This is a genomic window from Ferruginibacter sp. (assembly GCF_031430955.1).
GTDB lineage: Bacteria > Bacteroidota > Bacteroidia > Chitinophagales > Chitinophagaceae > Ferruginibacter.
On the sequence record NZ_JANPCM010000423.1, the window covers coordinates 1 to 13,505 of the forward strand.

A 13,505-nucleotide genomic window follows, 5' to 3' on the forward strand; every position below is an offset into this window, starting at 1 on the left:
CTCATTTCCTAACGATTAAAAAAAGCGCTACATGAAAAGGTTTATACCTGATACAATAAATGTGCATCCTGCAGATAAGGCAAAACCTGTTGCTTCTTTTTTTTCCGCCGCTTTACTAAATACAAAAATAATAATAACTGCAGCAGCGCTTTTGTACAGTTTAAACAGTTGTGCACAACAAAATATTACTGCTGATACCGCTTACCAAAAAGTTATAGCTGAACGTTCCGCCAAAATTGTACAAACTCTGGATATTACTGATGCAGTAAAATATAAAAAAATACAGCATATAATTGCTCACCAGTACTTACAATTAAATGAAGTGCATGATGGCAGCAAGGCAATAATAACCTCTGTTAAAGCAAAACAATTATCTAAAGAAGAAATAAATGAGGCAGTAAAAAAAGAGAACGAAAAAAAATACGAACAGTTAAAGCAGCTGCACACTCAATTTATTGCTCTTTTAAAAAACGATTTAACAGCCCAACAGGTAGAAAAAGTAAAAGATGGTATGACTTACCGCATATTACCTGTAACCTGGACTGCTTATATGGATATGCTGCAGCATCTTACAGCTGAACAAAAAGAAAAAATGTACAATTGGTTACTGGAAGCAAGAGAATTGGCAATGGATGAAGGAAGCAGTGAAGCAAAGCATGCAGTATTTGGAAAGTATAAAGGAAGAATAAATAATTATTTATCGGCTGCCGGTTACGATATGAAAAAAGAAGGTGAAGATTGGGCCAAAAGAATACAGGCAGCAAAAGAAACCAAACAAACACAAACTAATTTATAAACGATTTTATTTTTTTCAAAACCAACGCTATATGATAAAGCACTTATTAAAGAAGGCACTGCTCCTTCAATTCTTCATACTAATTAGCTGTGTATTATTTGCACAGCAAAAAACTGTTACCGGAAAAGTATTAGATCCAGATGGAAAGCCATTGCAAAGTGTTACAGTGGGTATTAAAGGAACTAATACAAATACTGCCACAGATGCAGATGGAGCTTTTAGTATTACAGTTCCCTCTAATCAAACTGTATTAAAATTTTCGAGTGCAGGTATGGTGTATGAAGAACAAACAGTAGGTACAAGAACTACTATTGTTTTGCGGATGCAAAAAGATACCAGGCAATTAGATGATGTTGTAGTAGTGGGCTATGGTACTAAAAAAAGAGCCAATGTATTAGGTGCTGTTGCCAGTATTAAGGCAGAAGATATTGAAGATTTGCCTGTTGCAAATATGAGTTCAGCATTAGTGAACCGTGTGCCGGGCTTAAGTGTAAATGTTGCTTCTGGCAAACCGGGTGCAACCACAACTGTTACTATTCGTAACCCAACACTTTTTGCAGCATCGGGCCGTTTAGGTTTAACACAAGATCCTTTATTTGTAATTGATGGCTTAATTGCCACAAAAGAAGATTGGGATAATTTAGATGCCAGCCTTGTAGAAAATATTTCATTTTTAAAAGATGCTTCTGCTGCAGTTTATGGAGCATCGGGTGCAAAAGGTGTTGTGCTGGTTACCACTAAAAGAGGCAAGCCCGGCAAAGCTAAAATAAGTTACAGCGGTTATTACGGTTCCTCTACTCCTTCAACAGAACCAAAAGTATTATCTGCCTACGAACATGCTAAAATGCTTAACGATGGATATGATCTTGCTAATGCAGTCATAACTTCAAAATTTTCTCAGGCCGATCTGAATTTTCTTGCTACTAACCCTTATAAAACATGGAATGAAGAATTATCTAAGCCGGCTCATTTAATGCGCCATACTGTTAATGTAAGCGGCGGTTCAGAAAAAATAACATTTTTTGCCGGGGCAAACTATTATGATGAGAGCGGAAATTTTGGTGATATCTCCATAAAAAAATATGGTATCCGCTCAGGTATGAATGCAAAGATATCTGAGAGCGTTACTGCAGATATCAGTTTAAATACTTCTTATACTACTAATAACAGGAATACATTAAAAGGCAGCAGTACCGAAACAGAAGATCTGATGGCAAGAGCCTTATATCTTACACCGGGTTGGGTGCCTTTAACTATTAACGGACTTCCTAACAATTGGGCACAATCTCCCAATCCTCCCGGCGCATGGAACCCATTGGCTTTATTTAATTCTGGTGATTTTGAAAAAAATAATTCGCAGGGGTTAAATTTAAATGCCAGCTTAAGTTATAAGCCTCAATTTGTAAAAGGGCTTACAGCTAAAGTGCAGTTGGGAAAAAATAACAGGAACACCAACAGCAGGCAATACTTTCCCTCTTACACTGTATATAATTTTACAAGGTCGGGGCAAAATAGTTTACTGTACACTACAACACCAACTGCCAGCCCCACTTCAAAAATTACAAATACTGACCGTTTGCAGGAAGGAACTGGCTATAATAACAGCTACCAACTAATTGGATCCGTAAACTATGCAAAAAAGTTTGGCAAGCATGATATAGATATGTTGGTAGTTGCAGAACAAAGTGAAGGAGAAGGCAACAGCTATTTAACTTACAGAGATGGACAGCAAATTCCTGGTGTGGCACAATTATTTGCATTTAATGCGGCAACAACCACCGCACAATTAAATGGTGCTTCCGAATCAGGTAAACGTTCCTATTTAGGCAGATTGAATTACTCTTTTAATGATAAATATTTACTGGAATTTGTAGGCCGTTATGATGGCTCGGCTAATTTTCCGGAAGCTTCACGCTGGGGTTTCTTTCCTTCTTTAGGTGTAGGATGGAAAATAAGTGAAGAGAATTTTTTTAAAGAAAATATTTCATTTATTAACTCTTTAAAGTTAAGGGCCAATGTTGGTTTAATTGGAGAAGACAGGATACAGGGCTACCAATACATTGCCCGCTTTACACAAACAACAGGAATGCTTTTTGGTACAGCAATAACCAATGGTTTAGATCCTAACATTTATCCTAACCCCGATATTACCTGGGAAAAAGCAAGAACACAGAACTATGGTTTAGATGCATCTTTTCTCAATAACAAAATAAATTTTTCTGTAGATGTTTGGAACAGGCATACGTACGATGGTTTTGATGATTTAGTTGCAGTTAGTTTACCCTACACTGTGGGAATTAATGCCGGCTTGAAAAACTATGGTATTCAAAATAGCTGGGGTACTGAGTTTGCTTTAGGGTACAGGGGGTCTATAAATAAAGACTGGAAATTTAATGCCGATGTAATTTGGGGTACTTCCGATAATCAATTGATTCAATCTTATTACAGCCCCGGTAAATTAGGTGGCATTACTGAATATGCGGATATATTAATTGGTAAAAGCAACAGCAAATACAGCAGCAGTAATTATGGTTATATTTCAAAAGGAATATTGCGTACCCAGGCCGATGTAGATGCTTTACTGGCAAAAAATCCAAATTATAAAATTGGTGGTGTAAAACCACAGGTGGGTTTTTTAGATTATGAAGATGTAAATAACGATGGTGTAATTGACGATAAAGATATTACGCCCATGTTTGATAATATTGCCAGTAAAATTGGATTTGGTTTTACTTTAGGCGTAGCGTACAAAACTTTTAAATTACAAACCAATATTGGTTTAACTGTAGGCGGTAAAAAATTCTTTGATACTGAAGCAAGAAAAGTGCCTACTACCAATCAATCCGCTCCCGATTTTTGGAAAGACCACTGGACTCCCGAAAATCCAAATGCAAAATACCCAAGGGCAGATGCACCATTGGCAAAAGAGATTTCAAGTTTTTGGGCTGTTGATGGTACGGCCTGCCGTGTAAATAATATGGTACTGTCTTATGCCATGCCCAAAAGGCTTTCAAGTAAATATAAAATACCCGATTTCAGGTTATCGCTTTCGGGTACTAATCTGTGGAATATAATAAACCCCTATAAATACAAAGACCCTGCAACAAATAGTTTTGCCAGTTATCCAACTGTAAGAACAATTGCTTTAGGATTAAATGTTACGTTATAATAACAACAAAAAAATTGAAATGAAAAATAATATTATCAATAAAACACAAAAATATTTTTTTCTTGCAGCAGTTTGTGTTGCTTTTGCAGGATGTACAAAAAATGTTTTTGATAAGCAGGATCTGCAGGGTGTAGATCCAAGTATCTGGAGTTTGGAAACGGCAACCAATCTATACATTAATAAAACGTACGATCTGGTAATGCCTAACTGGCCTTTAGCAACTGCTATGCACAATACCAGCGATGAAGCGAATAGCGGAAACACTACATTATTGTATGGCCAGTTAACTGATAACAGTGTTACTGATATTGCAGCAAATAACACCAATCCTTCAAATCAATATTATACCATCCGCCGCATTAACCTGGCCATACAGGGAATAGAGGAAGGCACACTGCCAGATAATATTAAAGCAAAATTAAAAGGGCAGCTGTATTATTTCAGGGCATTCATATATTTTAACCTGGTAAAATTATATGGAGGTGTTCCACTGGTATTAGTTTCGCAGGATATTAATGAAGATGTATTAAATGTACCCCGCAGTAAAACCAGTGTTTGTATAAATCAAATAACCCGGGATCTTGATTCTTGTTATGGCTTACCTTATGCATGGTCCTTATCATCTGATGGTGGAAGAATTACAAAAGCGGCGGCACTCGCATTAAAAGGTAAAGTGTTAATGTACTGGGCAAGCCCTCAGTTTAACCCTGCTAACGATGCAGCAAGATGGACAAAAGCATACGATGCCAGTAAAGCAGCTTATGATAGTTGTCTGGCAAACGGGTATGATCTGATAGCAAACTATGCCAATATTTTTTTAGATGAAACTTCTTCTAACAAAGAAAGAATTGTATGGCGTACTTACGATAATATTACTGTTAATCCGGGCAGGGGCACTAATACGGAGCAGTTAGTAAGACCACTTTCAGAAACTACTGCCAACAGCGGAAGTGGCAGTTACCAGCCTACCTGGAATTTAGTACAGGCTTATGTAATGAAAAACGGTTTACCCATTACTGATCCTGCATCGGGTTACAATCCTGTGCTTTTCTGGCAAAACAGGGATCCCCGTTTTGATGCTTCAATTGCATATAACGGTGTAGTGTGGCCTTTAAGTGCTAAAACGGGCCGTAAGCAATGGAATTATTTAAATGTAACCGAAGATAATGCCAACCAGAGTAAAACAGGATTTTATACCCGTAAAATATCTAATCCTAATATTGCAGCAAGCGCAGCTTTATATAATAGTAACAGCGGCGGCGGCAGTGGAATGGATTGGATAGAGATGCGTTTTGCAGAAGTATTATTAAACTATGCAGAATGTGCAAACAGTATTGGTAACCTTGCAGAATCTCAAACATTAATTGCAAAATTACGTAACCGTGCCGGCATAACAGCGGGTACCGCAAATTATGGTTTAAGTGCAGTAACAGCAAAAGCAAAAATGGATACCTTAATCTGGAACGAACGCCAGGTAGAATTTGCAATGGAAGGCAAGCGTTATGATGACCTGCGCCGTACAAGAACTTTTCATTTGCTAACCGGTACCGTAAGGCAGGGTTACAGATGGACAGTAAAATCACCTTATACCATTGCATCAATGGAGTCTTTAGCATTGGGTTATAAGCCACGGGATACTATTAATATTAACAACCAGTCTTCCTATACTGCGGCTTTTACAACATCTACATTTAATTTAGATACCACTACACCAATAAATTTTCCAACCAACTATTATTTTTATCCATTGCCTGCAAACTTCCGTACCAGCAGCATTGTAATTGAGCAAACGGCAGGATGGCCCGGCGGTTCATTTGATCCGTTGCAATAAAAAATTGGATTTTAAAATAACAGGCGGTTAAAAAAAATAAAAATCTTGAAATGAAAAAAAATAAAATAATATTAGTTGGTGTGATGCTTGTAATGGTATTTACAAGTTGCCTTAAAAAAATAGAAATACCACAGTCAAATAAAGCGACTGTTACTTTTACTGGCAGCGGTACAAATTTTGTAACCACAAATGTTACAGTAAACCCAAAAGACAGCATCTTTTTTAACTTTACTGTAGTTTCGGAAAAAGATATGAAATATGTGGGCATACAAAAAAACCCTGCCGATCTTATTGCTTTTGTTGCAAAAGATACTTTATCAGCAGCCAATAAAAATTCTTTTACTGCTATAAAGAAATTTGCAGCAGACAGTGCAGCAGGTGTTTACAAATACAGGGTGCTGGCTTTAGATGCAGCAGGAATTTATGTGGGTTCAAGCGAATTGGTAGTAACGGTTACTTCAGATTTTAATTTTTATTCTTTTAAAACTTTGTACGTCCCGGATACAACGGCTAAAACAAACCAAACTTTTTTTGCAACAACAACAGGACAAACATTCAGTTACAGCACAGTAGGTACAAACAGCGGCCTTATAGATTTTGGATATTTTTACGATACTGCTTCAGCAAAAAAACATACGATTTATGCTTTAAACATAACTCCGGTACCAACGCAGTTTAGTTTTTATGATATGAGCAGCTGGACAAAAAATGCCACTATATTTAAAAAAGTAACCACGCCAACTTTTGCTTCACTCACTTCATCCGGCTCATTAAGAACGGCAGGTTTGGCAAATTTGGCTTCAGGTGCTACCTCAAGCGTATCTGCACTTGCAGCAAATAATATTATTTTATTTAAAACAGCAGCAGGAAAATATGGCGCCCTACAGGTAAATTTTATTAATGCCGATGGCCCTGCTGCCACCACTTACATGAGTATTGATGTAAAAGTTCAAAAGTAAATACCCTCATAAAGTCAATATGTTTTTTTATCAAAAAAAATAAAAAGAGAAAGCAAATCACTTTCTCTTTTTTTAATCTTAAAATAAAAACAAACAACAGCATTTATTCAAATAGTCGTCTAATAGTTTTCAAACTTTAATCATAATGAAAAATTTATTTAAAAAATTATTTTTAATCGCTATCGTTTTTTGTTGCAGTAATAAAACCATTGCACAATACCCCGACATTGCACCGGAAATACAAAAAGCTGCTGACTCTTTATTAAATGCGGCACGTAAACATTCCGACTCGGCCTGGCAAATTGCTTATCCCGTAATAGAAGAAGAAGCTGCAAAATACCAACGGCCTTTTGTGCCATGGGCTGCACGCCCTGTTGATTTACCACAAGCAAGCATAGCTGCTTTTCCCGGTGCAGAAGGTGGAGGGAAATATAGTTTTGGCGGACGTGGTGGAAAAGTTATTACAGTAACTAATTTAAATGATGATGGCCCCGGAAGTTTGCGCTGGGCATGCGAACAGGGTGGTGCAAGAATAGTTGTTTTTAATGTATCCGGCATTATACGTATTACTACACCAATAATAGTTAGGGCACCTTACATAACTATCGAAGGGCAAACAGCACCGGGTGATGGTATTTGTGTTGCAGGCGAATCGTTTTGGTTGAATACACACGATGTTATTATTCGCTATATGCGTTTCCGCCGCGGCGAAACATGGGTGGGCAGAAGAGATGATGCGATAGGTGGTAATCCGGTGGGTAATATCATGATCGATCACGTAAGTGCAAGCTGGGGCCTTGATGAGAATATGAGCATGTACCGTCACATGTACAACGACAGCACACCAATGAAAAATGGAGAGCTGAAATTAGGAACTGTTAATATCACTATACAAAATTCTATTTTTTCCGAATCATTAGATACCTGGAACCATGCATTCGGCAGCACATTGGGTGGCGAGAATTGTGCGTTTGTGCGTAACCTTTGGGCCAACAATGCCGGTCGTAATCCATCCATAGGCTGGAACGGTATTTTTAATTTTGCAAATAATGTAGTGTTCAACTGGGTACATCGCTCAACTGACGGAGGCGATTACACCGCTATGTATAACATCATTAATAATTATTACAAACCCGGCCCGGCCACACCAGACCAAAGCAAGCCTATTGCTCACCGTATTTTAAAACCAGAAAGCGGCCGAAGCAAATTAGGTTATGCCGTTTATGGAAGAGCTTATGTAAATGGTAATGTGGTGGAAGGTAATGCAAGAGTAACAAAAGATAACTGGGATGGTGGCGTACAGGTAGAAGAGCAACCCGATGCCGGAAAGTACAAAGATAAAATGAAATGGAACCAACCATTGCCTATGCCCGAGATCACCGTTATTTCTGCAATGCAGGCAAAAGATTTTGTATTGGCAAATGCCGGTGCTACCTTACCGGTAAGAGATGCGGTGGATAAAAGAATTGTAGAGCAGGTTAAAACAGGAAAAATTATTGTTTCCGATAAAATAGTAGCACCTGCAACACAATTTAAACATCGCCGCCTGCCATTAGATTCTTATAAAATCGGTATCATTACAGATATTTCGCAGGTGGGAGGTTATCCCGATTATAAAGGAATACCTTATAAAGATGCGGATAATGATGGTATGCCGGATGCTTACGAAATAAAAAATAAATTAAACCCAAACGATGCCGGCGATGCGGCAAAAATTACTAAGAGCGGATACAGCAATATTGAAGTATATTTAAATAGTGTAGTAAACATAAAAAATGTAAAACCGTAGGAACATGCCTTACGGCGTGTTCTTGCCAGAATTCGCCACCGGCGCATTCCCAGAGAAGATACGTGAATATTAAAAAACCATATCATCAATTCTTTTTTATAGCAGCAGTTGTTTTTGGTTTACAGCAGGTTTTACAAGCGCAAAAAATTGTAAAGCCTGCTCCTTTGTTTATTGAAAAAGGGGAATTGATATATACACCCGATTCTCTCGGCAACCGCATTCCCGATTTTTCTTATTGCGGTTATATGGCTTCCGAAAAAACCATTCCAAATGTTGATATAAAAATTATAGTACCTGTTGCCAAAGGCGATGCAACATTGCGTATTCAATCTGCATTAGATTATGTGGCTTCGTTACCAGTTGAAGCCAATGGTTTTCGTGGTGCGGTATTATTGCAAAAAGGAACTTATGAAGTGTTGGGCCAATTACGAATTACTGCAAGTGGAGTAGTGTTACGTGGCAGTGGGATGAATGCAAACGGTACAACGATTATTGGAGCAGGTACAGTAAGATTGGCGTTGATAAAGATTGTTGGAAAAAATAAATTGGAAAAAGAATTTAACGGGTATAAGATTATTGATCCTTATGTGCCGGTAAACGCCACACAATTTCATGTGGACAGCGCAGCCATAAATAACCAGCTCCCAACAAAAATATTAATCCGCCGTCCTTCTACAAAAAACTGGATAGCAATATTAGCAACAGATATTTTCGGCGGCGGTATTTCTGCATTAGGTTGGAAGCCCGGCGACAGAGATATTTTCTTTGATAGAACTATTACAAAAATTGACGGAAATACAATTACTATTGATGCTCCACTGACTACTGCAATAGATGCTGCATATGGTGGCGGAATGATGTATGGGTATAGCTGGGATGGTAGAATAAAAAATTGCGGGGTAGAAAACCTGCGCTGCGTTTCTACCTACGATAAAAATAATTTAAAAGATGAAGACCACCGCTGGAATGCAATCAATATAGAAAATGCAGAAGATGCATGGGTGCGCCAAATTAATTTTGAAAATTTTGCAGGCTCTGCAGTAAGTGTTTTAGAAACTTCTAAAAGAGTTACCGTTGAAGATTGCAAATCATTACATCCAATTTCAGAAATTGGCGGACAAAGACGATATACATTTTTAACTACAGGTCAACAAACTTTATTTCAGCGTTGCTATGCCGAAGATGGTTATCACGATTTTGCAACAGGCTATTGTGCGCCGGGCCCAAATGCATTTGTGCAATGCGAATCGCATTTGCCCGGTAGTTTTAGTGGCGGTATTGATAGCTGGTCATCAGGAATTTTATTTGATGTGGTAAATGTTGATGGCAATGCATTGCGTTTTGGTAACCGTGGACAGGATGCTAACGGTGCAGGATGGGCTGCAGCCAACAGTGTGTTTTGGAATTGCACTGCCGCACGAATTGATTGCTATAAACCACCAACAGCACAAAACTGGTCGTTTGGCAGCTGGGCACAATTTAGTGGCGATGGTTATTGGGGAGAATCAAACAATACCATTAATCCAAGAAGTTTATTTTACGGGCAATTATCCGCAAGGTTAAATAAAAAGACAGATGATCTGGCACAGTTATTATTTATTCCCGGTGAAGCGTCCAGTAGTCCTTCGGTTGAAGTAGCTGCAGAGTTAACAAAGCTTGCAGCCAAACCAAGAATGCAAATGCCCGAATGGATCGATCTGGGTTATCAAAGAAATTCTGTTACTACCAATGCAGTTAATGTAAAAACAATTGATCAGATTGGAATAAAAAAAATAACAGCACCAACATTAGCTGCTGCTATGCAAATAAAAAATGGCTGGCTGGTTAGAGGCGATGAAATTTTAGCAGGTGCAAGAAACGTTGTGCCGTGGTGGAATGGTGGTGTGCAGGGAAATGATCTGGTTACAGCAAAACCACACATCACACGTTTTGTTCCCGGAAGAACAGGTAATGGATTGACTGATGATTTGGAAGAAGTGACTGATAACATGAAGGCAAAACATATTGTTGCCATGGAGCATAATTATGGTTTGTGGTACGATTTGAGAAGGGATGATCATGAAAGAGTGAGAAGAATGGATGGCGAAGTATGGCCTCCATTTTACGAATTGCCTTTTGCAAGAAGCGGCAAAGAATTAGCATGGGATGGATTGAGTAAATATGATCTTTCCAAATACAATTTATTTTACTGGAGCAGGCTAAAACAATTTGCCGACCTGGCCGATCAAAAGGGTTTGGTGTTGGTGCATCAGAATTATTTTCAGCATAATATAATTGAAGCCGGTGCACACTATGTAGATTTTCCCTGGCGCACTGCTAACAATATTAACAATACCGGCTTTCCTGAGCCGCCACCATTTGCAGGCGACAAAAGAATTTTTTTAGCAGAACAATTTTATGACATTACTAATCCCGTTAGAAAAGAACTGCATAAAAAATATATTCGGCAATCCTTAAATAATTTTAAAGATAATAATGGCGTCATTCAATTTATCGGCGAAGAATTTACAGGGCCATTGGATTTTGTAAAATTCTGGTTGGATGTGGTGAAGGATTGGGAAAAAGAAACCGGCAAACATCCTGTCATTGGATTATGTGTAACCAAAGATGTGCAGGATGCCATTTTAAGTAATCCTGCTTATGCATCAGTAGTGGATATAATTGATATCCGTTACTGGCATTACCAGGCTAATGGTATTGCTTATGAGCCAAAAGGTGGATTAAGTTTAGCACCACGCCAGCATGCAAGATTATTAAAGCCGAAGAAAACAAGTTTTGAACAGGTGTATCGTGCCGTAAAAGAATACCGGGAAAAATATCCGAATAAAGCAGTGAGCTATTCCGGTGATAGTTATCCTGAGTTTGGTGTAGCAGCTTTTATGGCAGGAGGAAGTTTGGCGGGGTTATCTGCAGATATCAATCCTGAAATATTAAAAGCAGCAGTGAGTATGAAGCCAGTAACTTCCTTAAATAAAAATGAATATGTGTTGAGCGATGGAAAGAGAACTATTGTGTATAATATCGAAACAAAAAAGTTAGAGAAAAGATAATGCAAATTTCCTTGTATAGATGCAATCCTGTTTTGCATCTTATTTACCTGGCGACTTTGCATTAAAAATCAGAAAATGAAAAAATATTTTACAATAGTATTATTATCAGCAACGATTTTTTCGGAAGCACAATTGCAACCGTTAAAAATTTCTGCAAACAAAAGATATTTCCAAACCAAAGATGGCAAACCATTTTTTTGGTTGGGAGATACCGGCTGGCTGTTATTTAAAAAATGCAAAAAAGAAGATGCCATTAAATATCTTGATGACAGAAAAGCAAAAGGGTTTAATGTGATACAGGTAATGTTATTGCATGAACTTGATGTTACAGATGTTTTTGGAGATTCGGCTTTGATAAATAAAAATATTACAACACCTAATTTGATACCACATTATAGCTATTGGGATAATGTGGATTTTGTAATTGACGAAGCTGCAAAGCGTGGCATTTATATGGCGTTGGTTCCGGTATGGGGTGGTAACATAAAAAAAGTTTCTGTTGAAGAGGCAAAAAAATACGCTGCATTTTTAGCGGAGCGTTATAAAAACAAAAGCAATATCATATGGCTGAATGGCGGTGATATAAAAGGTGGCGATGCGTTGGATAAATGGAATGCGATTGGTAATACTATTCGTTCGATTGATAAAAATCATTTGATAGGGTTTCATCCACGTGGAAGAAATTCTTCTTCAGCATGGTTTCATAATGAATTATGGTTGGATTTTAATATGTTTCAAAGCGGGCATAAACGTTATGACCAGGATACAGTGGCAACAGAAACATTGCATTACGGTGAAGATAACTGGCGTTATGTAAATGATGATTATAAATTAAAGCCAGTGAAGCCAACATTTGACGGAGAACCTTCTTATGAAAATATTCCACATGGTTTGCACGACTCAGCAGAAAAAAGATGGACTGCGGCTGATGTTCGCCGTTATGCTTACTGGAGCGTATTTGCAGGCGGCTGTGGATTTACTTATGGTAATAATGCTGTTATGCAGTTTTACAGAAAGGGCGATAAGGACATGAGCTTTGGTGCTAATAAAGATTGGGATACTGAATTGAATACGCCGGGTGCAGGACAGATGCAGTACCTGAAAAATTTAATGTTACAGAAAGCGTATATGGCCAGAGAGCCTGATCAATCGATGGTGTTAGACAATAGAACCCTATACAATTACATAGCAGCAACAAGGGCAGAAACATTTGCCCTATTCTATGCCTATACCGGACGGAAATTTAAAGTTGCATTACATAAAATTGATGGTACATTGATATATGCATATTGGATTAATCCACGTAATGGCAGCAAAGTGGCAATTGGACTCATCAGCAATAAAGGCGATAAAACATTTGACCCGCCGGGAATAGAAAAAGAAGGAAATGATTGGGTTTTAGTTTTAGATACGATTTTAGAACCAAGAAAATGATACAACGCATAACTACGATATTGTTTTGTGTGGTAGTGTTTGCATCATGTAATTCGAAGATGTATTTGTTTACTTCTTTTCATGAACCGGCAAATGAAGGGTTACGGTTACTGTACAGCAAAGATGGTTATCATTGGAAAACAAATGACAGTATTTATTTAAAGCCATTGATTGGTAAAGATAAGATTATGAGAGATCCATCAATGTTGCAGGGGACCGATGGAACATTTCATTTGGTATGGACAACAGAATGGAAAGGGGGCAATGGTTTTGGTTATGCGGCTTCAAAAGATTTAAAACACTGGAGTGAGCAACAATATATTCCGGTAATGCAAAAAGAAACAACGGTGATAAATGTATGGGCACCTGAATTATTTTATGATGAGCAGAATAAACAGTTCATTATTATCTGGTCATCCACTGTTCCTTTTCGATTTGAAAAAGGCGAAGAAGCAGAAGATAATAACATTAACAAAG

7 protein-coding genes and 1 pseudogene are annotated in these 13,505 nt (G+C 37.9%); all 8 read left to right on the forward strand.

What is annotated here, in order from left to right; translation table 11 throughout:
• Nucleotides 1-31: 31 nt before the first annotated feature.
• On the forward strand, nt 32-796 hold the full coding sequence (locus tag ACY65O_RS11735) for a DUF3826 domain-containing protein (RefSeq protein ID WP_462221042.1): 765 nt from the start codon (nt 32-34) through the stop codon (nt 794-796).
• 31 nt (nt 797-827) lie between these two features.
• The gene (locus tag ACY65O_RS11740) at nt 828-3,965 is read left to right on the forward strand and encodes a SusC/RagA family TonB-linked outer membrane protein (RefSeq protein WP_462221043.1); all 3,138 of its coding nucleotides are present in this window, start codon (nt 828-830) and stop codon (nt 3,963-3,965) included.
• Between the two features lie 19 nt (nt 3,966-3,984).
• The gene (locus ACY65O_RS11745) at nt 3,985-5,796 is read left to right on the forward strand and encodes a RagB/SusD family nutrient uptake outer membrane protein (protein ID WP_462221044.1); all 1,812 of its coding nucleotides are present in this window, start codon (nt 3,985-3,987) and stop codon (nt 5,794-5,796) included.
• A gap of 50 nt (nt 5,797-5,846) precedes the next feature.
• Nucleotides 5,847-6,755: a hypothetical protein gene (locus ACY65O_RS11750; RefSeq protein WP_462221045.1), complete on the forward strand. Its 909-nt coding sequence runs from the start codon at nt 5,847-5,849 to the stop codon at nt 6,753-6,755.
• Nucleotides 6,756-6,900: 145 nt separating this feature from the next.
• Entirely contained in the window at nt 6,901-8,544 is a 1,644-nt protein-coding gene (locus ACY65O_RS11755; RefSeq protein ID WP_462221046.1) for a pectate lyase family protein, read from the forward strand.
• A 62-nt stretch (nt 8,545-8,606) separates the two neighbouring features.
• On the forward strand, nt 8,607-11,594 hold the full coding sequence (locus tag ACY65O_RS11760; protein ID WP_462221047.1) for a DUF6298 domain-containing protein: 2,988 nt from the start codon (nt 8,607-8,609) through the stop codon (nt 11,592-11,594).
• Between the two features lie 75 nt (nt 11,595-11,669).
• The gene (locus ACY65O_RS11765; protein WP_462221048.1) at nt 11,670-13,028 is read left to right on the forward strand and encodes a glycoside hydrolase family 140 protein; all 1,359 of its coding nucleotides are present in this window, start codon (nt 11,670-11,672) and stop codon (nt 13,026-13,028) included.
• Nucleotides 13,025-13,505: pseudogene (locus tag ACY65O_RS11770) on the forward strand (arabinosidase); the annotation flags it as partial. The gene ACY65O_RS11765 and the pseudogene ACY65O_RS11770, both read left to right, overlap by 4 nt.

Bases quoted from the DNA above. Each gene is read 5' to 3' on its own strand.
- ACY65O_RS11735 (WP_462221042.1), top strand. From the start codon at position 32: ATGAAAAGGTTTATACCTGATACAATAAATGTGCATCCTGCAGATAAG.
- ACY65O_RS11740 (WP_462221043.1), top strand. From the start codon at position 828: ATGATAAAGCACTTATTAAAGAAGGCACTGCTCCTTCAATTCTTCATA.
- ACY65O_RS11745 (WP_462221044.1), top strand. From the start codon at position 3,985: ATGAAAAATAATATTATCAATAAAACACAAAAATATTTTTTTCTTGCA.
- ACY65O_RS11750 (WP_462221045.1), top strand. From the start codon at position 5,847: ATGAAAAAAAATAAAATAATATTAGTTGGTGTGATGCTTGTAATGGTA.
- ACY65O_RS11755 (WP_462221046.1), top strand. From the start codon at position 6,901: ATGAAAAATTTATTTAAAAAATTATTTTTAATCGCTATCGTTTTTTGT.
- ACY65O_RS11765 (WP_462221048.1), top strand. From the start codon at position 11,670: ATGAAAAAATATTTTACAATAGTATTATTATCAGCAACGATTTTTTCG.